This window comes from Nocardiopsis sp. CNR-923 (assembly GCF_001942255.1).
Taxonomy (GTDB): domain Bacteria; phylum Actinomycetota; class Actinomycetes; order Streptosporangiales; family Streptosporangiaceae; genus Nocardiopsis.
This window is the reverse complement of the sequence record NZ_MKKC01000120.1, coordinates 151,773-174,804: the sequence shown is the minus strand read 5'-3', so window position 1 is coordinate 174,804 and position 23,032 is coordinate 151,773. Positions and strand designations below refer to the sequence as shown.

Annotated in this window: 16 protein-coding genes, 1 tRNA gene and 8 pseudogenes; 5 read left to right on the top strand and 20 right to left on the bottom strand. The window is 69.9% G+C overall.

The genetic code is table 11. From position 1 onward, the window contains the following. Positions 1-818 (top strand): annotated as a pseudogene (locus BJF83_RS22015) (transposase); the annotation flags it as partial. Between the two features lie 215 nt (positions 819-1,033). Here the strand turns inward: BJF83_RS22015 and BJF83_RS22010 are convergent. The 6 genes and pseudogenes from BJF83_RS22010 to BJF83_RS31305 form a co-directional block, all read right to left on the bottom strand. Continuing rightward, positions 1,034-1,648: a hypothetical protein gene (locus tag BJF83_RS22010; RefSeq protein WP_075927796.1), complete on the bottom strand. Its 615-nt coding sequence runs from the start codon at positions 1,646-1,648 to the stop codon at positions 1,034-1,036. Next, positions 1,645-2,514, bottom strand: coding sequence for an ImmA/IrrE family metallo-endopeptidase (locus BJF83_RS22005; RefSeq protein ID WP_075927795.1), 870 nt, complete (start codon positions 2,512-2,514; stop codon positions 1,645-1,647). Before BJF83_RS22005 ends, BJF83_RS22010 begins: the two co-directional genes overlap by 4 nt. A 17-nt stretch (positions 2,515-2,531) precedes the next feature. After that, entirely contained in the window at positions 2,532-2,870 is a 339-nt protein-coding gene (locus BJF83_RS22000; protein WP_075927813.1) for a helix-turn-helix domain-containing protein, read from the bottom strand. A 579-nt stretch (positions 2,871-3,449) separates the two neighbouring features. Further along, positions 3,450-4,181, bottom strand: a complete 732-nt coding sequence (locus BJF83_RS21995; protein WP_262391756.1) for a DDE-type integrase/transposase/recombinase — start codon at positions 4,179-4,181, stop codon at positions 3,450-3,452. A gap of 289 nt (positions 4,182-4,470) precedes the next feature. Continuing rightward, a complete protein-coding gene (locus tag BJF83_RS21990; RefSeq protein WP_075927794.1) occupies positions 4,471-4,848 on the bottom strand; it encodes a transposase in 378 nt (125 codons plus the stop codon). A gap of 436 nt (positions 4,849-5,284) precedes the next feature. Next, positions 5,285-5,407, bottom strand: a pseudogene (locus tag BJF83_RS31305) (hypothetical protein); the annotation flags it as partial. 802 nt (positions 5,408-6,209) lie between these two features. On the opposite strand from BJF83_RS31305, the gene BJF83_RS27105 reads away from it, so the two are divergent. Beyond that, entirely contained in the window at positions 6,210-6,833 is a 624-nt protein-coding gene (locus BJF83_RS27105) for a hypothetical protein (RefSeq protein WP_143832027.1), read from the top strand. 309 nt (positions 6,834-7,142) lie between these two features. Here BJF83_RS27105 and BJF83_RS21970 read toward each other — a convergent pair. Then, positions 7,143-7,231: transfer RNA gene (locus BJF83_RS21970), tRNA-Ser, on the bottom strand. A 62-nt stretch (positions 7,232-7,293) separates the two neighbouring features. Continuing rightward, positions 7,294-7,821: a SigE family RNA polymerase sigma factor gene (locus BJF83_RS21965; protein WP_075927790.1), complete on the bottom strand. Its 528-nt coding sequence runs from the start codon at positions 7,819-7,821 to the stop codon at positions 7,294-7,296. A gap of 266 nt (positions 7,822-8,087) precedes the next feature. Between BJF83_RS21965 and BJF83_RS21960 the strand changes: the two genes are divergently transcribed. Beyond that, positions 8,088-9,059 carry a hypothetical protein gene (locus tag BJF83_RS21960; RefSeq protein ID WP_075927789.1) on the top strand — a complete coding sequence of 324 codons (972 nt, stop codon included), beginning with the start codon at positions 8,088-8,090 and terminating at the stop codon, positions 9,057-9,059. A 2-nt stretch (positions 9,060-9,061) separates the two neighbouring features. Continuing rightward, positions 9,062-10,050: pseudogene (locus BJF83_RS21955) on the top strand (MauE/DoxX family redox-associated membrane protein). Here the strand turns inward: BJF83_RS21955 and BJF83_RS21950 are convergent. Then, positions 10,007-10,680 (bottom strand): annotated as a pseudogene (locus BJF83_RS21950) (hypothetical protein). The pseudogenes BJF83_RS21955 and BJF83_RS21950 overlap by 44 nt on opposite strands. Positions 10,681-10,891: 211 nt before the next feature. Here BJF83_RS21950 and hisC point away from each other — a divergent pair. Next, positions 10,892-11,973 (top strand): annotated as a pseudogene (gene hisC / locus BJF83_RS21945) (histidinol-phosphate transaminase). 250 nt (positions 11,974-12,223) lie between these two features. Here the strand turns inward: hisC and BJF83_RS21940 are convergent. From BJF83_RS21940 to BJF83_RS21890, 11 genes and pseudogenes are all read right to left on the bottom strand, one after another. Then, positions 12,224-13,474 carry a transcriptional regulator gene (locus BJF83_RS21940; RefSeq protein ID WP_262391751.1) on the bottom strand — a complete coding sequence of 417 codons (1,251 nt, stop codon included), beginning with the start codon at positions 13,472-13,474 and terminating at the stop codon, positions 12,224-12,226. A 265-nt stretch (positions 13,475-13,739) separates the two neighbouring features. Further along, positions 13,740-15,034, bottom strand: a pseudogene (gene murA, locus BJF83_RS21935) (UDP-N-acetylglucosamine 1-carboxyvinyltransferase). Between the two features lie 370 nt (positions 15,035-15,404). Then, positions 15,405-16,309, bottom strand: a pseudogene (locus tag BJF83_RS21930) (phosphoribosylaminoimidazolesuccinocarboxamide synthase). Positions 16,310-16,318: 9 nt separating this feature from the next. Further along, positions 16,319-17,569 (bottom strand): phosphoribosylamine--glycine ligase, encoded by a 1,251-nt coding sequence (gene purD, locus BJF83_RS21925; RefSeq protein ID WP_075927786.1) that lies wholly within the window; start codon positions 17,567-17,569, stop codon positions 16,319-16,321. Positions 17,570-17,617: 48 nt separating this feature from the next. Then, positions 17,618-18,900, bottom strand: a pseudogene (locus BJF83_RS21920) (adenylosuccinate synthase). A gap of 194 nt (positions 18,901-19,094) precedes the next feature. Next, a complete protein-coding gene (locus BJF83_RS21915) occupies positions 19,095-19,511 on the bottom strand; it encodes a DUF3151 domain-containing protein (protein WP_075927785.1) in 417 nt (138 codons plus the stop codon). 114 nt (positions 19,512-19,625) lie between these two features. Then, on the bottom strand, positions 19,626-19,886 hold the full coding sequence (locus BJF83_RS21910) for a Txe/YoeB family addiction module toxin (RefSeq protein WP_075927784.1): 261 nt from the start codon (positions 19,884-19,886) through the stop codon (positions 19,626-19,628). Then, a complete protein-coding gene (locus tag BJF83_RS21905; protein WP_075927783.1) occupies positions 19,883-20,134 on the bottom strand; it encodes a type II toxin-antitoxin system Phd/YefM family antitoxin in 252 nt (83 codons plus the stop codon). The genes BJF83_RS21910 and BJF83_RS21905 overlap by 4 nt, the downstream gene beginning before the upstream one ends. Positions 20,135-20,264: 130 nt before the next feature. Then, positions 20,265-20,924 carry a hypothetical protein gene (locus tag BJF83_RS21900; RefSeq protein ID WP_075927782.1) on the bottom strand — a complete coding sequence of 220 codons (660 nt, stop codon included), beginning with the start codon at positions 20,922-20,924 and terminating at the stop codon, positions 20,265-20,267. Then, positions 20,912-22,219 (bottom strand): hypothetical protein, encoded by a 1,308-nt coding sequence (locus BJF83_RS21895; protein ID WP_075927781.1) that lies wholly within the window; start codon positions 22,217-22,219, stop codon positions 20,912-20,914. The genes BJF83_RS21900 and BJF83_RS21895 overlap by 13 nt, the downstream gene beginning before the upstream one ends. Further along, positions 22,216-22,977 carry an ABC transporter ATP-binding protein gene (locus BJF83_RS21890; RefSeq protein ID WP_075927780.1) on the bottom strand — a complete coding sequence of 254 codons (762 nt, stop codon included), beginning with the start codon at positions 22,975-22,977 and terminating at the stop codon, positions 22,216-22,218. The genes BJF83_RS21895 and BJF83_RS21890 overlap by 4 nt, the downstream gene beginning before the upstream one ends. Positions 22,978-23,032: the final 55 nt, after the last annotated feature.

Here is a 23,032-nt window from a genome sequence, read left to right as displayed (position 1 = left end):
CCGACCGCGGCTTCTCCTCCGAGGCCAACCGCCGCTACCTGCGCAGTGGCAACCACGCTTACATCATCGGCGAGAAGCTCCGCTCCGGCAGCCCCGAGGTGAAGGCCGCCCTGTCCCGGCAGGGCCGCTACACCGACGTCGGGCAGAACCTGCGGGTCAAGGAGGTGCGGATCAGCGACACCGACCGGTTCGTGATCTGCCACAACCCCGAAGCGGCCGAGCGCGACAAACACATGCGTGAACAGCTCGTCGCCCACCTGGAAGAGCTGATCGCCGGCACTGACTCCCTCAGCGACTTCACGCGGGGCGAGCTGCGCGGGAAGATCGCCGACAAGCCCGGCCTGAACCGCTACCTGCGCACCACCCCGGCGGGCAAGCTCCGCATCGATGCGGCCAAGGTCAAGACGGAGGCCAACCTGGACGGCAAGTACCTGCTGCGCTGCTCCGACCCCAAACTCAGCGCCGAGGACATCGCCCTGGGCTACAAGCAGCTGTTGGAGGTCGAGCGGGGCTGGCGCGACATGAAGCAGATCATCGACCTGCGGCCCGTCTACCACCGGCTCGAAGAACGCATCCGCTCCCACGTCGTGTTGTGCTGGCTCGCGCTGCTGCTCGTCCGCGTCATCCAGACCCAGGCGGATGTGACCTGGGCTCGGGCCCGCCGCGAACTCCAGCGCCTGCACGTGGGGACCTTCACCGGCCCCACGGGAACGTTCTTGCAGTTCACCGACCTGACCAAGCCCCAGATCGACCTGCTGGCCAGGCTCGGTATCCCCCGCCCCAAGCAGGTCCTCGACCTTCAGCCCGCGTCTCGCTGACCAGCGGAAACGCCACCGCCTAGAGAAACGCCCTCCAGGCGGTCACACCCATGTCTTCCCAGGCCAGAGCCCAGATTCCGCGCTCCAGGCCGCTGAATTACGCGGAACGCAGGTCAGGGGCGTCCGGCTCGCGAAGCGCCGTACGGCGCCCTTACTTTCCTCGGGTGGCCTGGGTGTCACTTCACGAACAAGAACAGCGAGGTCGCCTCGGTTGTTCAGTGCCAGAGGTCGGGCGACAGCAGTCTGGTCGTCTCGATCGGCGGCAGTCCGTCATCCAGTTCGCGCAACCGCCGGTAGAGCTGGCGCATGTCCGCCTTACCCGCGACGAACTGCTTCTGTGCCGCGCGTTCCAAGATGGTCAGCGTGCTGGCCAGGGTGATCGACCCCACCGGACGCCCGCTACGGCGGAGCCGTTCGAGGCGGTTGATCTCCGAGGTGGCGGTCCGTGCTCCTTGCCCGTCGTCGATGAGCACGGTCACCGTCCGCCCCGCTTCGGCGGCGACGACCGCGTGCGCGATGACCATGGTCTCACCCAAGTCTTTGGGGCGCTTGAGCCGTTCGGCCATGGGTTGATGGGTGATGCGCTGGACGACGGCCGCGAGTTCGGGGGCCTGGTCGTCGGACAGGATCTGCATCCAGTTCGGTGTCAACTTGCGCCAGATACGCGCGGCGGCACGGAAGCGCTCATCCTGTCGGGATTTGTTGAACACCTCGCTCTGTACGGTCTCAGGAGCACTGAGCTTTCCCAGGACACGGATGAGGAGACGTTCCTGATTGATGGAGAGAAAGTTCAGGCCGGGACCGGCGTCGATGATCGGCCTGTGGCTCATCCGTTCCCTCGCGTTGTCACGTCAGGAGAGTCCGTGTCGTGATCGGGCTCGTCGAGGGCCTCGTCCAAAGCCGCGAGGTCCACGTCCGGCTCCGGCAGCTCGGTCGAATCGGTCCACGCCACCGGTCGTTCGGCCGGCACCACACCCGCTTCCCGCAGTTCCGCTTCGGCCTCCTGGCGAGTGATGCCGCGCAGGGTGGCGATGGCCTGCACGGACAGCACGCCTTCGGCGTAGGCGCTGATGGCTCGGGCGAGGAGCCGTTGCGGTGCCCTGCGCTGATCGGATTCGTCCTGCAAGGCGCGGTACTGGTCGCTCCACCCGAACCGGGTGGCCAACCGCGGCGCGGTGAGTGCCATCCACTCCTGTTTGGTGGCGTCGATGTACCCCGCCTGGCCCAGCGCGATCGTGGCGATCGCCGGTGAGACCAGGAAGCGCTGCACGACGTCGGAGAGCACGGACTGGGTCAGCAGCCCTCGCTGCTCCCCGAGGAATGCACGCAGACCCTCGGCCGGGATGAGCAGGTGCCGGGCGAAGGCGTCAGCTCGGATCTCCTCAGGGGATCGGTCGCTCCAGGTGCCCGCCGCACCGCCTGTCACGTCACCGAACAGGACGTGGCCGAGTTCATGGGCGAGCGTGCTGCGCTGCCGCATCGGGTGGCGGGTGCGCGCGACGCCGATGAACACGGCGTCGCGTTGCGGGTCCCGCATCGTCAGACCGTGTTCGTCCCGGTCGGCGTCGAGCACGGCCACGTCGATCCCCGTGGCCTGCTCGATGATGGCCACGAGGTCACCCAGCGGCTGCACGCCCAGGTGCTGTTCCTCTCGGAACCGTTCGGCGGCGGCGCGGCCTTCGGCTTCAGCGCTCACAGTTCTCCAGCACCGTTTCAGATTGTGGCGGGGATGGCCTGGTCATCCAGGTAGGCGTCCAGTTCCAGGAAGTCCAGCAGCGTCTGGCGCATGCCGCCCATGTCCGCGCGGTTGGTGGCCCGGGCCGCGCACTGCACGCGCTCGGACACCGCACCGGTTCCGGTGAGTTGGACGAGTGTGTGCCCGGTCTCCCACGCGATCGCCACGAGCTCCGGCATCTTCGCCACCCGGTCTCCGGAGATGATCCGCGACAGGGTGGACTGCGAGATACCCGTGGCGTTAGCGAGGGAGCGCTGACTCAGACCCGCTGCCACGCGGGCGCGCTCGATCCGTGCGCCGACATCCGCCATTGCCATCGTCACCACCCCACCAGACTGAATCAGTGTCCGTCAATATGATTCAAGTGTAGCTGTACGCCCCGCACGACACCAGAGCCCGAAAGCCAGAACCTCCACGGCCCACCATCCCACGAACTCACATACACTGAGCACTCACTGAGCACTCACAAGCGAGGCATCGTGTCGGAGTCGGAGGACATCAGGGCAGCACGGGAAGCGCTGAACCTGAGCCAGGCCGCGGCGGCCCGCCGAGCCGGCATCTCCCTGCGACCTGGCGGCGAGGCGAGGCGGACATCTCCGCGGTGGGTGCAGCGACCAGGGAGAAGATCCGCAAGGTGATCGCTGCGGCCATGCAGCCGGTCCACTCGTGGGTACCGCTCTTCAACAAGAGATTCCGCGGTGACCCCTGACCCCTTCGGAAGCGCACCTGCTGGCCACGGAGCTCACGATGAACGGGGAGCGCTTCCACCTCGATGGGGGCAGCGTCTGGGACGACGACGTCTTGGGTGAACTTCCCGACGCGGTTCTGATGCAGGTGGCAGAACGCCCTCAGTGGCTCGGGCGGAAGATGTCAAGTCAAATGAGACGGTGGCCTGGTCAAACAGTCTGTGATGGGCTGTCCCGGCGACGGGCCGGGTCGTTGATCCACACCGTCTGCGGGATCTCGGGTGGGCGGGGCATGCGCGAGAACCGCTCCGGGCGGGCGGAATAGGCCTTGGCCAGCGTGACGGCCCGCTGCTCGCGCACCTGCGCGGCGGTGCCGAAGTGCACCGAGGCCGGGGTGTGATAGCCAATCCCTGAATGCCGGTGCTCGTGGTTGTAGTAGGCCATGAAACCGTCCAGCCACTCGCGCGCGTGGGCCAGCGAGACGAACTCCTCCGGGTAGTCCGACACGTACTTGACCGTCTTGACCTGGGCCTCGGAGTAAGGGTTGTCGTTGGAGTTCTTGGGCCGCGAGTGCGACCGCTCGATGCCCAGGTCCAACAGTAGCTGGGACACCTCCTTGGAGGTCATCGCCGCGCCCCGGTCGGCGTGCACCACACCGGGCGGCACGCCGTGGGCGACGGCCAGGTGCGCGATCAGCTCCGCCGCCCGCTGGCCCGACTCGGCCCGCTCCACGGTGAACGCGGCCACGTAGCGCGAGTAGATGTCGATGACGACGTAGGCGTGGAAGTACTCACCCCGTCTGGGCCCCTTGAGTCGGGTGATGTCCCAGGTGAACACCTGTCCGGGTCCGTCGGCCCGCAGCTCGGGCACCGTCTTGGGCGGGTGGGTGGCCGTGCGGCGGCGCTCCCCCACCTGGTCGCGGGAGCGCAGGATCCGGTACATCGTGGCCACCGAGCAGTGGTAGCGGCCCTGGTCCAGCTCCCGGGCAGATCTGGGCGGGTGGGAGTTCGGCGTAGTCGGGGCTGTTCATCAGCGCCAGGACGGCGGCGCGCTCGGTGTGGGACAGTGCCTGGCGGTGGCCTGCGCGGGGCCGGTTCCTTGGGCTCGGGCGGGTTGAGACGGCGATGGTGGGTGGCGCGGGAGCGTGCGGTCAGCCGGCAGGCTTGGACCACTCCCAGGTGGGGGCGTAGGTCCTGGACCGTCTGGTGCAGGACGGGCTCGACCTGCTTGTTCAGTCCGCGCTCTTGGAGAGTGCCTGCAAGAGCGCGGAGGCTTTTCCCATCACCTCCAGGGCGTGGTCGCGTTCGGCCAGCTCCTTCTCCAGTCGCTCGATCCTGGCGCGCAGCCGCTCGGCTTCCGCTTGGGCGGGATGCTTCTTGGTACGCGCGGCCGAGGTGCGGCGGTCGGTCAGCGCTTTGAGTGCTCCGGAGTCGCGGGCGGTGCGCCACTCGGCGATGTGGGAGTGGTAGAGGCGTTCGCGGCGCAGGAGGGCTCCGCGCTCGGTGCCGGTGGTGCAGGCGTCGTACTCGGCGACGGTGCGCAGCTTGTAGTCGGCGGGGAAGGTTCGGCGTTTGGGTCTGGCCGCCGGGTCGGTGCTTTTGCTGGTCATGTGGGTGATGCTCCTGGTGGTCTCTGCGTGTCTGACCAGACATGAGGGGATGTTTCATCCCAACCTGACAGAGAGGGAACTGGCCGCATTGCTCGGGGGTCCACACCATGACGGTGGCCGGTTTCCTTCCAGTCTCGCGCCAGTGGGTGACCCTGGGCTCGGTCCACACGAGTGCCGGCTCCTCGACCACCTTCGGCAGGCCGGCGTTCCAGGCCGGGTTGTGGGCTATCAGCCCGGTCTTGCATGCGTGTGTGAGTCCGGAGCTGATGATGGAATGCACTTTCCTGATGCGCTTCGCGCTCAGCGGGTACTTCCATGTCCCTTTGCGCTTTGGCGCATCGGGGCCCGTCTTCGACGGAGCCAGGCGCTCCGCCATGAGGGCGACCGAGGAGTTGGACTCGATGCCGTCCGCACCGAGTGCCGCGTACAGGCAGCGCAGGTGGTGGGTCGTCAGCCTGACGAGCTTCACCTGGCCCAACGTCGGTTGGACGATGTTGCGGATGACACGCTCGTAGTCAGCGAACGTCGACACGGCGAGCCGCGGACGCTGCCGGGCGAGCCAGTCGTTGAAGTGCTACTCCACCGTGATCTTGTGCGCGGAGGGGACGCCGCCGTAGCTGATGCGGGAGATTTCGTGGCGGAGGGTCTCCTGGGCTTCCGCGCGTGTGCGGAACGGTTCGATCCTCACCTGTCGTCGCTTTCCGTCTGCGGTGGGAACATCGAAGCGCGCGTACCATTTCGCATGCCCTGGCTTCTTGAGCTTGGGGCATGCCTTTTGGGGTACGGTCGCTTCGTCTCGGGGTTGCGGCACCAACACAACTGACTGATGTGGCCGTTGATGTCAACCTCCTGGGTGGGGATTGGGGGGGGACGTTTGCAGATGTTCCCCAAGATTCTCGTTCGGAATCCCCGGCTTCTAATTTATGTAACTATGTGATGAATTGGCGTTCTTGTCCGTATGGTCTGTGTTGTCGGTATTGGGTCGCCTCTTCTGCTCCGGCCTCAGGGGAATGCCTTTCCGGATGGGAGGCTGAAAGGAAGCGGTTTTGCTTTTCTGGTCATGGTGTCCTCGGGTTCGCTGTCTTTCGGGGATGTAAATCACATGGGATCTCTGCGGGGTGGCGGGGTCCTGGGCTGGGGTCGGTCCGCGTCGCACGCGCATGCTGGCCTGGGCCGAAGGCCACCTGTCGGTCGGCGCGAGCCCCGTGCGCAGGTGGTGCTGGCGGGGTCCACGCGTGGTTGAACCGGTTGCCTGTCTGGGGCTTCTGGAAGGATGGGTGGACCGATCAGAGCTGCTTCGGCGGAGTTCCTTCCGCCGCTTCCACGGGCGGCTCCCAAGTTGACGTCGAGGTGATGGCGGAGTGGCGAAATTCAAGCAACATCGTGTTCCGCTCGGTGATTGGCGCCATGGCGCTCCGAGTGTGGTGGTCAGGAGGGTGGATTTCTCTTTTGGTAAAATCCCCCTCCATGATCCGCGTGTGTCACCGTATCTCGATGTCGACCTGCCGTCCAAGGTGGATGGCGGTCGGGCGGATGTGATCCTGCACTGCGTGGATCACGATGTTTTCGCCGACGGTGTGACGTGGAATGGTAGCGCCTCGACCGCTGGGCGTCCTGAATCATGGTGCTCGGAATGTGAGCGTATGAAGGCCGAGCACGCTCCAGTAGAAGCGGAAAGGGTGGCGTCCGCCCAGGCGGAGAAAGACGCGCACGAGGCCCGGTATCCGGTCGCCAAACGCTGGGGCGAGAGCGAAGACGCGTACGCGGAGCGGCTCGCCCATGTGAAGTCGATGATCAGGAGGAACTACTCGCAGGACATCGAGGTGGCGGTTCGCGCCCTTGTTGAGCAGCCAGAGGCGACGGGTAGGGATGTCCTGGCCGCGATGATCGATGCTCGGTACGGCACGCAGGAACGCGAGACGATCGACGCGATCGTGGCTCGCCGTGAGCGCCTGGAGCGGAGAGGGCGGTCCGAATCGGGGTAACTCGACGCGGCGATAACTGACTACTCAGAGTCATCGACTCGGGTCTCGTCTGGCGGCTTGGTCACACCCGTCGGGGTGCGTAGGGGCTCTCGGAAGAGGGTGTCCTTCGCGGCGCCGAGGCTGAGGGGCCGGGTTCGGACCTGTGTCGACGGCGGCCGGGGTGCTGCCTGCACTCTGGCGGCGTAGCGCCTGCGACGGCGGCTCGGCAGGCACGGATTTGGTGCCTGCTGGCCCCGAGGCGACCCCTGAACATGAGAAGGCCTGGGGCTTCTCTCGCTTCCGCGATGCGAGAAGCCCCAGGCCGGAGCGCGGAGGATCGGGGATTTGAACCCCGGAAGGCGTTGCCACCTAACCGCATTAGCAGTGCGGCGCCATAGACCTGACTAGGCGAATCCTCCTGTGCTGTGACAAGGGTACAGACCCCATGGGGAGTTGCGCAAAACGAACCGGCTCCGGGCCGTCAGCCGATCGTGCGCTCGATGATCAGGTCGGCGTCGCGCCTCAGCTTCTCCACGGCCCGGGACAGTGTGCTCTTGACCGTGCCCAACGTCACGCCCATCCGCTCGGCGATCTGCGCCTCGGTGAGATCGTCGTAGTACCGGAGCACCACCGTCGTGCGTTGCCGGTCGGGCAGCTTCTCGATCGCCCGCTCCACGACGTCGGCGAGGTCACTGCGCCAGGTCGGGTCGTCGACGCGCTGCTCGGGGATGTCGTCGGTGGGGTAGACGTCCAGGTGGCTGCGGCGCCACTCGGAGATCTGCGTGTTGACCATCGCCCTGCGCACGTATCCGTCGCGGGCCCTCGGGTTGGCGATGCGGTCCCAGGCGAGGAAGGTCTTGACCAGTGCCGCCTGCAACAGGTCCTCGGCGTCGGCGTGGCTGTTGGTCAGTGACCGCGCCATTCGCAGCAGCGCCGGACCGCGCTCCTCCACGTAGCGGCTGAACTCGTTGTACCGGGGCGTCTGGGTCGTTCCCTCCACACCGACCACCGACTTTCAGGCGCGCTCGACGAGCTCAGTCACTTTTCTTCCTCTCACTCTCACACAGCGAATGCCAACATTCAGGAACTTACGTCCCACGCGCCTACAAACCGCGCGTATGGGGCGACTGGCGTTCCGGGCCGTCGCCGGGGCAATGTCCCGGACATGGCAGCGGCACGACCCGGTGCCCTCCGGCGTGTGAACGCCCGGACGGGACGGTGAGCAGGACAATGGGCACTGAGTGACGAGTCGGGTGACAAGGGGGCGCGGACGACATGTCAGTGATGACTGGAAGGGGGCGTGACCGCAGACGTTTCACCGCGGCGGTCCTGGGCCCCGACACCGTGCCCGAGCCGCTTGCGCTCGGCGACCGCGTGGCGCGGGGCGTGGTCGTCGACGCGACCTCGTACATGCTCTGCCTGGCCACGACCCGCGGCGAGGAGCGTTTCCTCTTCGAGCGCGTGACCACGTTCTGGAGGGGGGACGAGGCCGGGCCCGCTGACCTGAGCCCCGGCGACGACGCGGTCGTCGTGTGCTCCCACGACGGTCGCCTGGTCGCCGAACGGGTCTGGGCCCAGGCCGCCCGCGCGACCGGCGTCATCGTGGCGTGCGACGGCGACGAACTGGAGATCGATCCGGGCCACGGGCGCCCGCGCGTGCCGGTCGTCATCCCCTACCGCGCCTCCGGGCGGATCGGCGTCCGCCATCCCCGCACGGAGCCCGGCCACGTCTTCGACGCCGTCGGCGTGTGGCGCGACGGCGCGATCCGGGTGACGCGACCCGTCACGACGCAGCCGCCGTACCCGCTCCAGGCGACACCGCACCGTCCGCCCACGCGCGGGTACACCGACACCGTCGGCGGGATCGCCACCTGGTACGACCCTGTCCTCGGCCGTTCCACCCACCTGGACCCCCGCGCCCTGGCCAACGCCGCCGCCTATCCGGCGATCGACCCGGTGGGGCACCACGACGGGTGCGACCGGCGGACGCCCTGCACCCCCCTGCCGCTCCTGTCGACCGGCGCCACACTGCGGTTGCGCAACGACTGTACGCGCGACACCACGGTGGTGCCCGTGGTCGACTGCGCCGCCGCCGACAGCTGGTTCTGCGACATGTGCCCGACCTGCGGGGGGCAGAGCGCGGGCCGGATCGCGTCCCTCACCATGACCGCGTTCGTCGCCCTCGGCGGGCGACTTGAGGACGGCTGCTTCAACGCGACCATGACCGTCGCCCAGGGGGAGAGATGACCATGCTGCCCGAGATCGTCCAGGCGGTCCGCGAGGTCCAGTTGCCGTTGTTGGCGGTGCTGCTGGTGCTTGGGGCCGTCGCCAAGCTCACCAGCGGGGCCTCCGCGTCCGGTCTGGCCGTCCTGCTGTCCGACGCCTGCGCCGCCCCGTCACCCTGGCCTCGGGGCTGCTGGAGGCCGTGCTCGCAGTCGGACTCGTCGGGTTCGCGGGGGCACTGGGCACGGCCGCCCGCGCGGGGACGGCCGCGCTGTTCGCGGCATCGGTCGTCGTCCTCCTCCTGGCGCGTCGGCGCGACCCGGAGGCGGGCTGCGGATGTTTCGGCGGACTGAGCCGGGCTCCGATCGGTGGTCGCACTCTGACCCGAGCCGGGCTGCTCGCGGTCGCCGCTCTGGCCACACTCGGCCTCGCCCCGACGGGGTGGTCGGTCCTCACCGGGTTCACCGTCACGCACGTGGTCGTCCTGGGCGTGGAGTCAGCCCTGCTGGTGGTGCTCAGTCCGGAGTCGCGGGAGCTGGCCGCGCGCCTGACGAGCAAGGAGCCGTGCGAGTTGCGCCCGGCCTCGCAGCGCCGAACCATGGCGCGGCTGCGCTCCAGCGACGTGTGGCGGACCAACCAGACCGTCATGCTGGGGACCGATCCCCAGGACGTGTGGCGGCACGGCTGCTGGAGGTTCCTGCGTTACGACGGCATGCGGCACGGACGCCGGGTGGACGTGGTCTTCGCGGTCCGGATCGGTGGACGCGGTCGGACCGCCGTGCGCGCGGTACTGGTGGACCGGGAGAGCGGGATCGTCTCCGCGTCCTTCGGCGCCGTGACCAGGCGCGAACTGCTGGGGCCGCCCCGCAAGCTGCCCGGCCCCCGGGTGGCGGCCAAACGGGACGACGCGGTTCGGGACCCCGAGCGCGAGGCCAGGGCGTTGCGGGCGGCCCGGGCCGCGGGTGAGCCCGTCACTCCAGCATCTGCCCCTGGCGATCGATGGCGGCCTCGGTGAACCCCGCCAGCATGTCCTCGTACTCCGCCACGTCTGCGCCGCCGAGGACGGAGGTGGCGCCCAGGAGGTCGCCGTTGCGGTACAGGAGGCTGAGCATGCGGCTCGCCTCGTCCCCGGTGCGCACCTCGACGAGGAACGCGCGCGACTCGTCGCCCACCACGGGCATGTCGAGTTCGCGGACGCCGTACTCGGAGGACGTGCCGTCGGCGTAGGTGGCGCTGTACGCGGTGCAGGAGGGCGGCGGTTCGATCTCGATCGCCTCGGCCGCCTCCTCCTCGTCGAGTTCGACGAGCACGCTCGACACCGAGCTCCGGGCCACTCGTAGGCGGCCACCGACGCGGGTGCCGCCCGGACGCTGTCGAGGTCGCCCCACCGGTTGGCGGCGTCGACGCACTCGGGCTTGTCGATTTCGGTGCTCTCGCGGACCTGCTCGCTGTACTGGACCGTGGCGAGCTCGGCATAGGTGCCGCTCTCGCTGCCCTCGGGCAACAGCGTGGCGTCGCGGAAGGACGTCGGCTGGGCCTCGTGCAGCCGGGCGGCCGCCTCGGCGTTGGGGTCGGCCGCTGCCTGCTCCTGCTCCTGCCCGCCGGAACCGCACGCCGTGAACGTCAGGACCGTGGACAGGGCCATGGGAACGACCAGTGACCGGATGAATTCTTGGCCCTTGTGCATGTCAGGTCCCTGACCTGCCATGATTCGACCGGAGTCGGCGGGGCGATGACGCGAAAGCATGGTGCTATCTCCTCGTTTGTGCGATATTTCCGCTGGGAGCGGTGATCGATCCGGGGCGCGGTGTCGCTGATCGTGTCGCGGGGGTAACACAAAGTATTGAGGAAGGACAATGGTGTCGGAGCCGAAATCGCCATATCTGCGGTCGGTGCTGGAGAGCATCCCCGCCTACAAGCCCGGCAGGAAGGTCGTCGGGCCGGACGGGCGGTCCATCAAGCTGTCCTCCAACGAGAGCCCGCTCGGGCCGCTTCCGTCGGTGCGTGAGGCCGTCGCCCAGGCGTCCGCTGAGCTGAACCGCTACCCCGATCCCGGCGCGACGAGCTCGTGGGCGCCCTCGCCCGGTTCCTGGAGGTCCCCGAAGACCACGTGGCGCTGGGCGCCGGTTCGGTCGGCGTGCTCCAACAGCTGCTGGAGGCAGTCGGCGAACCGGGCGCGGAGGTCGTCTATGCCTGGCGCTCCTTCGAGGCCTACCCGCTCCTGGCCGAACTGGCGGGTGTGACCTCGGTGCGCGTCCCCCTGCGCGACGAGACCCACGACCTCGACGCGATCGCCGACGCCGTCACCGAGAACACGCGCATGGTGCTGGTGTGCAATCCGAACAACCCCACCGGCACGACCGTGCCGGAGGACGAGCTGACGGCCTTCCTCGACCGCGTCCCCGAGCACGTCCTGGTCATCCTCGACGAGGCCTACCACGAGTACGTGCGCGACCCGCGGGTGCCGGACGGCGTCCGCCTGTACCGCGACCGCCCCAACGTGGCCGTGCTGCGGACGTTCTCCAAGGCCTACGGCCTGGCGGCGGTGCGCCTCGGCTACCTCGTCGGCCACCCGCACGTGGTCGCCGCCGTGCGCAAGACGCTCGTGCCGTTCGCCGTCAACCACCTCGCCCAGGCGGCCGGGATCGCCTCCCTCGCCGCGCGCGACGAACTGATGGAGCGCGTGGCCGCCGCGGTCGAGGAGCGCGTCCGGGTGCGGGAGTCACTGACCGCCGCCGGATGGACGGTCCCGCCGACCGAGGCCAACTTCGTCTGGCTGCGCTTGGGGGAGGACACACTCGACTTCGCCGCCGAGTGCGCGAGGGCCGGGGTCTCGGTCCGGCCGTTCGACGGCGAGGGGGCCCGCGTCAGCCTCGGCACCCCCGGGGAGAACGACGTGTTCCTGTCCGTCGCCACCGCCTACGCCAAGCGCCGCTGACGCCGAGCGCGCCGTCCGGGACGCCCCTCGCCGGGGCGTCCTCCAGTAGACGGTCGCGGCTCGGGCGAGCGCTGCCCGGAGTCCGCCGCGCCGGACACTGACGGACTGGAGCTTCTGAACGAGGCGGATGGGCGCGACCGGCCGTAGAGCGGGTCGACGACCGGTTTCCGTTGGGCGGAGCGCGTTCCGAACGCGCGCGGGGGCGCCCTGGAGGACGCTCCCGCGAACGGGACGACGCGCGACGACGCGGCTACTTGCCCGCGGCGTCCTTGTCCAGTTTCTCCACGATCAGTCGGTACAGCTGGCGCGGGCGGCCGGGCTGGAGGGTGCGGTTGGGCGGCAGCGGCCACGCCAGCCCCTCCTCCACGAGCGTGCGCAGCAGCCGCCGGGCGGTCCGTGAGGTCACGCCCAGCATCCGCCCGGCGTTCTCCGCGTCGACGACCAGAGGCCCGTCCTCCTCGGCGATCTTCTCCGACAGCCGAATCAGCGTCTCCCTGCCCTTGGTGCGCAGCGGTTCGGAGGACTGCCGTGCGGGCGCGCGCTGGGCCGGGACCAGGGAACGACCCTCGCGGTCCACCGCGAAGCTCTGACGCGACGCCTGGGCGCGGTTCAGAGCCGCCCGGGCGTGCGCCTCGGCGTCCTGGGTGGTGCGCCCCATGCCGATGCCGACCTCGATCGCGATCCCCAACTCCGCCTTGATCCGCTCCACGAACGGCGGCTGCCGGAAACCCTCCGTCGCGGTGACCAGTGACCCGCGGGTCGCGGTCACCATGAACGAATGGTCGTCCAACCGGTGCGCCGTGGCGTTGATCCGGTGCGCCTCCTGGAGCAGGAGCCGGTGCAGCGACAGCCGCAGCTCCTCCCGCCAGTAGCGGGGGGTGGACCGGCGCGAGGAGTCCCGCAACGTGGGCACGTCCACCACGACGACACCCAGCTGCGCCTCCTCCAGCCGGTGGTGCGCTCCCAGCAGCCCCGCGGTCTGGAGGGCGCTGCGCACGCCCGCGTTGGTGGGCCGGAGCCGGACGACGGGGACGCCGATCGCCTCCAGGCGCTCGGCCACGCCGCGCACGCACGTGATCGCCATTCTGGTCGCCTTGCGCCGCCACAGCCCCTCGTGGAAGGAGGTCAGCTGCGCGGTGTTCGTCAGCTCCTCGTGCACGTGGATCCCGTCCACGGGCAGGTCGACCTCGGAGTAGGCCTCCACGACGTCGGCACGGCTGAGCACGTCCAGGCTGGCTCTGGTCGGGTCGAAGCGGTCGTCGAGGGTCGCTCGGAGCAGGGCCTCGTGCAGGCTCGCCCCGCCGAGCGGCACGAAGGTGGCGGGCATCGTCAGGACCCCGGCCTTGCGCGCGAACTCGTAGGGGACAGGGCTGGCGAACAGGTAGGCGTCGATCGCCGAACCCAACCTGACGACCTTGTCCGTCGCCTCTTGCTCATCTCGGTACGCGGCGGCGATGAGTCTGGCGTTGAGGGGCCCCGTGGACCCCGGTCCCATGAGCATGACCCGTTCGACCACCTCATGGGGCCCTATGACGCCGATCGTCAAATCGCCAGTACGCTGGGCACTCACCTCGGGCTGCTCCCCGCTACCATTCCACGCTCTTCACTATGTGCGCCCACTGGTTTCCCGACCCGATCTCTGTCACGGCATGATTGCCGAGATCGTACCCATTGTGCGGGGCCAAAGAAGATCGTTTTTCCATATCAACGCCGAAAGCCCGGGTGGGGGGCGACCCCCCACCCCGCTTGAACTGCGCCTTCGACTCCTACGAGGCGGTGACGCGCTCCACGTCGCCGCCGAGCGCGGCGAGCCGCGCCGCGAACTGGGAGTGACCGCGGTCCACCAGATAACCAGGCGCCACGATTGTCTCACCTTCGGCGACCAGTCCGGCGAGGACCAGTGCCGCGCCGGTACGGAGGTCGTGGGCGATGACCTCGGCCCCGCGCAGGTTGGTGGGCCCGTGCACGATGGCGCGGGTGCCTCCACCTCGATCTTCGAGCCCATCTTGTTGAGCTCTTCGGCCAGCGCGAAGCGGCCGTCGTAGATGGCCTCGTGGATGTAGCTCTCGCCCTCGGCCAGCGTCGCCAGGGCCATCAGCGGCGACTGGAGGTCGGTCGCGAAGCCGGGGAACGGCGAGGTGACCGCGTTGATCGGGCGGAGCGGAACGGAGGGGTCCCGCTGGACGTGCAGGACGGCGCCTTCCTGGGAGAAGCCGACACCCATCTGTTCGAGTTTCCAACGGGCCACGCCCAGGTGGTCCAGCTGGGCGCCGACGAGGCTGACCTCGCCACCGGTGGCGGCGACCGCCATGGCGAACACGCCGGCGTCGATGCGGTCGGACATGATCGTGTGCTCGACGGCGGAGAGCTCCTCGACGCCCTCGACGGTGATCAAACCGGTTCCGCCTCCGCTGATCCTCGCGCCCATGGCGGTCAGGAACGCGATGACGTCCAGGACCTCGGGCTCCAGCGCGGCGTGTTCGATCACCGTGGTCCCGGGGGCCAGCACTGCGGCCATGATGAGGTTCTCGGTGCCCGTGTGCGAGGGGGTGTCGAGATAGAGGCGGCCACCGCGGAGGTTGCTGGCCTCGACGTTGATGTGGTTGCGTTCGAGGTCCTCGCTGACCTCGGCGCCCAGGCGTGCGAAGCCCCGGTAGTGGAAGTCCAGGTTGCGGCTGCCGAGGTTGCACCCGCCGACGCCCTCGATGCGGGCGCGGCCGGTGCGGTGCATCAGCGCCGGGACGAAGAGCACCGAGCCGCGGAAACGGGCCGCGATCTCAGCGGGCAGGACGGCGCGCTCCGGGTCGTTCAGGGCGGAGGCGTCGATGACGACGGTCCGCTCGGCTTCATGGAACTCGACCTTGGCGCCCACGTGTTCGGCGAGCTCAAGTGCGCGGTAGACGTCCTCGATGACCGGGACATTGCGCAGCACCGTACGGCCCTTCGCCGCGAGGAGGGCAGCGCCGATCATCGGCAGGACGGCGTTCTTCGCGCCTTGGATGAACGCCGTTCCGCTGAGGGGGCGTCCGCCGCGGACGCGGTAACGAACCTCCTGGCCCATGCTCTTGTGCTCCTTTGTGAGGCAGATGTGAAAAAGGGTCACCCTCGACGGGCATCGCCTGTATGCGGTTTGGACGCGGGTCACCCCTGGAACGTTGCAACCATCTCGCGCGTGACCTGCGTGGCCAGTGAACCGGCGGTCGCGACGACTCTATAGCACCCACTCGCGTGTACCGGCCCAGAACGTGGTATACCCGCAGATCACGGATGGAGTCCCGGCAAACGTCCAAAGTGGCACAAGTCTGCCGAGAAAAGACCGGGATGGGGGTCGCGCGTCGGGCCACGCTCAGGAGCCCGACTCGACCCCACCACCATACGTGCTCCCGTGGCCGAAACGGGGGCTCGTGCGCCAATCACGCACGCGCCGCACGTCACAGCTCGGGCTTCGTACCGGTCAATCGCTCGAAGATCTCGACGTAGCGGCCCAGGGTCCGCTCCACGATCTCGGCGGGCAGTTCCGGTGGAGGGACGTCCGCCGCCCGGTCCCACCCGGAGGCGGGCGAGGTCAACCAGTCGCGCAGCACCTGCTTGTCGAAGGAGGGCTGCGGCCCGCCCGGTTCCCACGCGTCGGCCGGCCAGTACCGGGAGGAGTCCGGGGTGAACACCTCGTCGCCCAGGACCAGCCGACCGTCGTCGTCGCGGCCGAACTCGAACTTGGTGTCGGCGAGCAGGACGCCCCGCCCGCGCGCGATCTCCCGCCCCCTGCCGTACACGGCCAGGGTGAGGTCGCGCAGCTCGGCGGCGAGTCCCGCCCCGTGCCGCTCGGCGACGGTCTCGAAGGAGACGTTCTCGTCGTGGTCGCCGACCTCGGCCTTGGTGGCCGGGGTGAAGATCGGTTCCGGGAGTTCGGAGCCGTCGGTCAGCCCCTCCGGCAGGGCGACACCGCAGACAGTGCCGTCCGCGCGGTACTCGACCAGGCCGAGCCCGCCAGGTAGCCGCGCGCCACGCATTCGACCGGCACCATGTCCAGGCGCCGGCACACGAGCGTGCGCCCGGTCCAGGAGGAGGGAGCGTTCTCCGGGGGCAGGTCGGAGACGACGTGGTTCGGAACCAGGTCCGCGAGCTGGTCGAACCACCACAGGGACAGCTGGGTGAGCAGTCGTCCCTTGCCCGGGACGTCGGTGGGCAGGACCCAGTCGTAGGCCGAGACCCGGTCGCTGGCGACCATCACGAGTCGGCCGTCGGCGGTCGCGTACAGGTCGCGGACCTTGCCGGTGTGCAGGTGGGTCAGCCCCTCCACCTCGGTGTGCGGGGGCTGGACGACGAAGCCGCTCATCGCCAGCCCCTACAGCTGCGCCGCGGCGCGCTCGGCGATGTCGGTCCGGTGGAACGAACCGCGCAGCTCGATCCGGCTCACCGCCTCGTACGCCCGCTCACGGGCCTGTCGCAGGTCGGCGCCCGTCCCGACCACGTTGAGGACGCGCCCGCCGTTGGACTTGACGTCGCGCGCCCCGTCCCAGTCGGTGCCCGCGTGCAGGACGTAGGCGCCGTCGAGCGCGTCCGCGGCGTCCAGACCGCCGATGAGGTCGCCCTTGGCCGGATCGCCAGGATAGTTCTCGGCGGCCACGACCACGGTGACCGCGGCGCCCGCCTTCCACTGGAGGGAGCCGATGGAGCCCAGGCCCCCGGTGTCGGTCGCCTGGAGGACCGCGCCAATCGGCGTCGCCAGCCGGTCCAGGACCACCTGGGTCTCCGGGTCGCCGAAGCGCGCGTTGAACTCCACCACGCGCGGACCGCGCGAGGTGAGCGCGAGTCCCACGTACAGCAGGCCCTGGTAGCGCATGCCGCGCCGGTTCATCTCCATGAGGGTCGGCCGCACGACCGACTCCAGGACCTCGTCCACCAGACTGGTCGGGGCCCAGGGGAGCGGGGCGTAGGCGCCCATGCCGCCGGTGTTGGGGCCCTCGTCGCCGTCGTAGGCGCGTTTGAAGTCCTGGGCGGGCAGCAACGGGAGCGCGTGCGCGCCGTCGCTCAGCACGAACAGGGACACCTCGGGGCCGTCGAGGAACTCCTCGATGACCACGCGGCCGCACTCGCGCGCGTGTCTCTCGGCGGCGGCGCGGTCCTCGGTGACGACGACGCCCTTGCCCGCCGCCAGACCGTCGTTCTTCACGACGTAGGGGGCGCCGAACTCGTCGAGGGCCTCCGACACCTGGCTCGCGTTGCGGCACACGCGCGCCCGGGCCGTCGGCACGCCCGCCGCCTCCATGACCTCCTTGGCGAAGGCCTTGGAGCCCTCCAGGCGGGCCGCCGCCTGGTCTGGCCCGAAGACGGGGATGCCGCGGTCGCGCAGGGCGTCCGCCACCCCGGCGACCAGGGGCGCCTCCGGGCCGATGACGACCAGCTCCGCGCGGATCCGCGCCGCCAACTCCGTCACGGCCAGGCCGTCGGTCACGTTGATGACGTGGTTCTCCGCCAGGTCCGAGATACCGGGGTTGCCCGGCGCGCAGTGGATACTGGTGACACCCGGATCAAGGGACAGAGCGCGGACGAGTGCGTGCTCGCGGCCTCCGCCGCCGAGAACGAGGGCTTTCACTACAGGGGCCTCTTCGGGTTGAAGGCGGACTGACTGTGCGGCGCCGGATCAGACGAGGGAGCGCAGCTCCAACGTCTCGTCGCGGCCCGGGCCGACACCGATGGCGGAGACGGGCGCTCCGGCCATCTCCTCAAGGGTACGCACGTACCGCTGGGCGTTCTTGGGCAGATCCTCGAATCGCCGGGCGCGGTGATGTCCTCGTCCCAGCCGTCGAGGTACTCGTACACCGGGACGGCGTGGTGGAAGTCGGTCTGCGTCATCGGGATCTCGTCGTGGCGGACGCCCTCGACGTCGTAGGCGACGCAGACCGGGACGCGGTCGAGGCCGGTGAGCACGTCGAGCTTGGTGAGGAAGAAGTCGGTGATGCCGTTGACCCGAGTGGCGTAGCGCGCGATCGGGGCGTCGAACCAGCCGCACCGGCGGTCGCGGCCGGTGGTGACGCCGTACTCGCCGCCCTGGGTGCGCAGCCACTGGCCCTGCTCGTCGTGGAGCTCGGTGGGGAAGGGGCCGGAGCCGACGCGGGTGGTGTAGGCCTTGAGGATGCCGACCACCTTGGTGATGCGGGTGGGGCCGATGCCCGCGCCCGCCGCCGCGCCGCCCGCCGTGGGGGAGGACGAGGTCACGAACGGATAGGTGCCGTGGTCGATGTCGAGCAGGGTGCCCTGGGAGCCCTCCAGGTAGACGGTCCTGCCCTCGTCAAGCGCACGGTTGAGGATGAGCGAGGTGTCGGCGACGAAGGGGCGCAGGCGCTCGGCGTATCCCAGGTACTCCTCGACGATCGGCTCGGCCTCCAGGCCGCGCCGGTTGAACACCTTCGTGAGGAGCTGGTTCTTGTCGTTGAGGGACAGCTCGATCTTCTTGCGCAGGATCTTGGGGTCGAACATGTCCTGCACGCGGACGCCCTGCCGGGAGACCTTGTCGGCGTAGGTGGGGCCGATGCCGCGGCCCGTGGTGCCGATGCGGGCCTTGCCGAGGAAGCGCTCGCTGACCTTGTCGAGGGCCCGGTGGTACGGCATGATCAGGTGCGCGTTGGCGGAGATGAGCAGGCGGGACGTGTCCACGCCACGCTCGTTGAGACCCTCCAGCTCCTCCAGGAGGACGCCCGGGTCGATGACGACGCCGTTGGCGATGACCGGCACCACGTTCGGGGAGAGGATGCCGGACGGCAGCAGGTGGAGGGCGTACTTCTGGTCGCCGATGACCACCGTGTGCCCGGCGTTGTTGCCGCCCTGGTAGCGGACCACGTAGTCCACGCGGTCACCGACAAGGTCGGTCGCCTTGCCCTTGCCCTCGTCGCCCCACTGGGCCCCCACGAGCGTGATCGCCGGCATTGTCTCAACCTCTTCGCTCGACGCCTGACCGAGGCTTTCCCACCCCGGACATGGATGAACCCCTGGCGCAAGGCAGCGACAGGGGCCGTTGCGTATTGAGGGTACACGACCGGTGATTCGGCGCTCGGGGCGGCGATGTCCACAGGGTGTGGACAGGGTGGTGGGGCTGCGCCCACACCCTGGGGACACGCGGTTCAGGCGCTGAGCGCGTCGGCGGCCTCGGCGCTGGACTCGCGCAGGAAGGTCGAGCACCGCTCGGCCTCCTCGGCCTCACCGATCTCACCGGCGGCGACGCCCAGCGCGTGCAGAGCGCGCAGGAAGCCCCGGTTCGGCTCGTGGTCCCACGGGATCGGCCCGTGGCCCTTCCAGCCGGCCCGGCGCAGCTGGTCCAGTCCGCGGTGGTAGCCCGTGCGGGCGTAGGCGTAGGCGGCCACCGGCTGGCCCTGGGCGAGGGCGTTCTCAGCGAGGCGCGCCCAGGCGGAGGAGTAGGCGGGGAACCGGCCCGCGACCGGGGTGGGGTCCTCGGACGCGGCCAGCGCCTCACGGGCCTCGGGGTCGTCGGGCAGTCGGGTGGCGGGCGGTTCGCCCAACAGGTTCTGGTGCAGACTCATGGGCCCATCCTGCCACCGCGTCCGGCTCGCCCCGGGGCCTGGGAACCCGTGTCCCACCGGGCTGGGGGCTCCCCGGTCCCCTCGCCGGACGAGCGGAGGCGAGGAGCGAGGAACTCACTTGCCATAGTGGTACTTGCAGGCGGCGATGCAGATCTCGCCTTCGACCTGCGTGTACACGAGCTTGTGCTCCTCGGTGATCCGGCGCGACCAGTAGCCCTGGAAGCCGTGACGGAGCGGTTCCGGCTTCCCGAAGCCCTCGTTGCCGTTGCGGGCGATGTCCTTGATCAGGGTGTTGATGCGGTTGAGGATCTTCCGGTCCTGGTTCTGCCACCAGACGTAGTCCTCCCAGGCGCTCTCCGCCCAGACCAGCCTCACTCGGCCAATCCCCTCTCGATCCCGCGGCCGGACTCCAGCTCCTCGATCGCGGTCACGAGTCGACGGGCGTTCTCCGGGCTGCGGAGAAGGTGGGCGGTCTCCTTGAGTGTCTCGTACTCGGAGAGTGCGACCAGGACCACGGGCTCTCGCCCGGCTCTGGTGATGACGACCTCCTCACGGTCGTCGATCACGGAGTCGAGCGTGGCGGCGTAGTTGGCCCGAGACTCGGAGTAGGTCATGGTCTTCATGTCTTCAGCCCTTCACAGCTCACCCGAACCGAGCATAGTTGTACAAGAAATTGTACGTAGGACGTCTGATGATGGGGACAGGTCCCGCACTGGCTGAACCAGCGTGCTCACCCCGGTCGGGGGGCGGTCCTCATCCCTCGGCCTCCGTTCTCAGGTGCACGCGAGTGGTGGCGCCTCGGGTCGCCGCGTGGACGCCCACCGCAGCCAGTGCGGAAGCGACGGCCAGGGCGGGGACCGCGCCGGGCGGCAGCAGATCCGGAACGGCCCACCCGTGGCCGCCCGCGTACGCGTACGGGATCGCCCGGTGGAGCCCCGGAACGGCGTTGCAGGCCACGGCGCCCGCGAACACGCCGCCCAGGACGGTCGTCCCGGAGACGACCGGGCCGAGGACGGGAGCGAGCAGGTACACGCCGGAGGCCGAGAGGAGCACGTTGGTGACCATCAGCCACCGGTCCTGTGCGTGGTCGACGGCGGGGAGGACGGCCAGGACCGCCAGGACGGGCAGGGACACGCCCAGGGCCGCCACCGCCGCGGCCCGCAGCCGGGTGCGGACGCCGCCGAGCCGCTCCCAGATCCACAGCCTTGGCCGGTTCGACCACGCACCGGCCGAGGCTGCGCACACGAACAGCAGTTCCGCGACGGGGACGCGCCGCTCCTCATGAGGCCAGCCGACGAGGGAGACCGGCACCACGACACCCGCCGCTGCCAGACCGAGCAGCGCTGCGACCGCCGCGGCGACCAGGGCCCCCGTCATCGGCAGCAGGGAGGGCCGCGCGGTCACGTTCGCCATGGCAGGTCCTCCGGAGCCACCTCACACGCCGCGAGACGGTCCGCGTCGCGCCGGATCCAGGCCCGAACCTGGTCGGCGGAGACCCCGGTGAAGGGCCCGGCGTCCGACGGGCCGCCTCGGGCACGGGAGACCAGCCAGGTCCGGAGGCCCTCCAGGACCGCGGCCCGACGCGCCGACGGCTCCGCGTCCGGATCCAGGCTGGCCACACCTCCGGAGCCGCACCGGAACACGTCGGGCACGAGCCAGTCCGCCGCGGCCGCCGGCACCTCCTGGTGCGGGTCCCACCCCGGGTACACGCGCAGCCAGAGCACGCCGCGCTCGGCCCCGTTGAGCACTTCGTCGTCGTCCTTCGCCAGGCTGAGATCGCGCACCTGGGCGGGCGCGGCGCTCGGCAGGCCGTAGGCGTCGAACACCGGAGCGGCCAGACCGACGATCGTGGCCAGTTCGTCCCGGTGCCCCTCGTGGACGCACGCGCGGACGCCGTCCCGCTCGGCGCAGACCTCGGCGCCGGCCCCGGCGTAGGCCAGCAGCGGGAACGGGCGCAGATGGGGCAGGGCGACCGCGACCGCGACCGCAGCCACGGCGAACCCGTGCGCGGCCGAGACCCGTCGCGGCGTTCGCAGCAGCCACGGGACCGTCCAGGAGAGCGCGACGGTCAGGAGCATGAAGTACCCCAGCCGGTAGAGGCCGAGGGCCGTGCTCTCCTGCCTCCCCAGGGAGGGGGAGACGGGGAGCTGGAGGGCCAGCGCACTCCATGCGTCGGCCGCCAGGGGGAGGCTGGTCAGGAGGAACACCAGGCCGGTCGCCACGGGGACGGCGAGCGCACCGCGCAGCGCGACGCCGCACACGTACCCGAACACGGTCAGGGCCGCGAACCCCGCCAGGGCGCCCGCGACCGCGGACACGTCCGGGACCCCGGCGCCCCGCCCGGCGACGGCGAGGGTGAGCGGGACCAGCCCGGCGAGGTAGGCGGCCAGGCACCAGCCCGCGACCACCGCGCAGTGCCGCCACGGGACGTCCCGCTGCACGCGCGGCTGCCAGCGCTGGGCGAACACGAGGGTGGGACGGGTGAACCGGGCGGCCACCAGTGCGGCGGCGCCCGCCGCCACCACGACCGGGACGCGTGCCTGGGCTCCGACCTCGGAGGACAGGTGGACCCAGTCGAGGGCGCGCCAGGACAGGTGGCCCCACGTCGAAGTGAGTGTGAGGAGGAGGATGATCCCGGCCGGAACCAGGACGAACATCGGGGGGACCGGCCAGAACACCGGCGATGCGCGGGTCGCGGCGGGCTTCACGCGCGCTCCCCGATCCGTGCGATCAGCCGGTCGTAGGCCCGCTCGAACCCGGAGCCGTGGGGGCTCCCGCCGGAGCCGCCCGCGATCAACCGCTTCAGCTGGGCGAACGTGCCGTGGAACTCGATCCGTCCGCCCGCCAGGACGCCGACCCGGGAGCACACGTGGGCGACGTCCTCGATGAGGTGGGTGGCGACCAGCACCGTCCGGTCCCGCCCGAGCCGGGCCACCACCTCGCGCACGCGGAGCCGCTGCCCTGGGTCGAGACCCGCCGTGGGCTCGTCCAAAACCAGGAACCGGGGGTCGTGGGCGAGTGCGGCGGCGATGCCGACTCGCTGACGCTGGCCACCGGACAGCGTGCGGGTGCGGTGTCCGGAGAGGGAGGTGAGGTCGACCAGGTCCAGAGCCCGCCGCGCCGCCGTCCCGCACTCGCGCCGGCCCACCCCGTGCGCCCACGCCGCGTAGGCGACCGTGTCCGCCACGGTGAGCTCTCCGGCGAGGGAGAAGCGCTGGGGGACGAACCCCAGTGCCCTCCGTGCACCGGACCGCCCCCGATGCGTGGAGAGGTCGTGGTCGCCGACGAGCAGCCGTCCGTCTCCGACCGGCAGCAGCGTCACCAGCAGCGAGAGCAGGGTGGTCTTCCCTGATCCGTTGGGCCCGATCAGTCCGGTGACACCGGGCTCGACGGTCCAGGAGAGGCCGTCGAGGACCCTTCTCCCGCGCCGGTACCCGAATTCCAGGTCCTGTGCGGTGACGCGCATGGGCTCGTCCGTTTCCACTCGTTGAAGTCGCGTGGTGGTCATCGGGGGATTTCGG

Coding starts and splice junctions, on each gene's coding strand:
- BJF83_RS21900 (WP_075927782.1), bottom strand. CDS start 20,924: ATGGCGAACGTGACCGCGCGGCCCTCCCTGCTGCCGATGACGGGGGCC.
- BJF83_RS22010 (WP_075927796.1), bottom strand. CDS start 1,648: ATGAGCCACAGGCCGATCATCGACGCCGGTCCCGGCCTGAACTTTCTC.
- BJF83_RS21890 (WP_075927780.1), bottom strand. CDS start 22,977: ATGCGCGTCACCGCACAGGACCTGGAATTCGGGTACCGGCGCGGGAGA.
- BJF83_RS21905 (WP_075927783.1), bottom strand. CDS start 20,134: ATGAAGACCATGACCTACTCCGAGTCTCGGGCCAACTACGCCGCCACG.
- BJF83_RS21915 (WP_075927785.1), bottom strand. CDS start 19,511: ATGAGTCTGCACCAGAACCTGTTGGGCGAACCGCCCGCCACCCGACTG.
- BJF83_RS21990 (WP_075927794.1), bottom strand. CDS start 4,848: ATGACCAGCAAAAGCACCGACCCGGCGGCCAGACCCAAACGCCGAACC.
- BJF83_RS21940 (WP_262391751.1), bottom strand. CDS start 13,474: ATGCTCATGGGACCGGGGTCCACGGGGCCCCTCAACGCCAGACTCATC.
- BJF83_RS21995 (WP_262391756.1), bottom strand. CDS start 4,181: ATGTACCGGATCCTGCGCTCCCGCGACCAGGTGGGGGAGCGCCGCCGC.
- BJF83_RS21960 (WP_075927789.1), top strand. CDS start 8,088: ATGTCAGTGATGACTGGAAGGGGGCGTGACCGCAGACGTTTCACCGCG.
- BJF83_RS22000 (WP_075927813.1), bottom strand. CDS start 2,870: ATGGCAATGGCGGATGTCGGCGCACGGATCGAGCGCGCCCGCGTGGCA.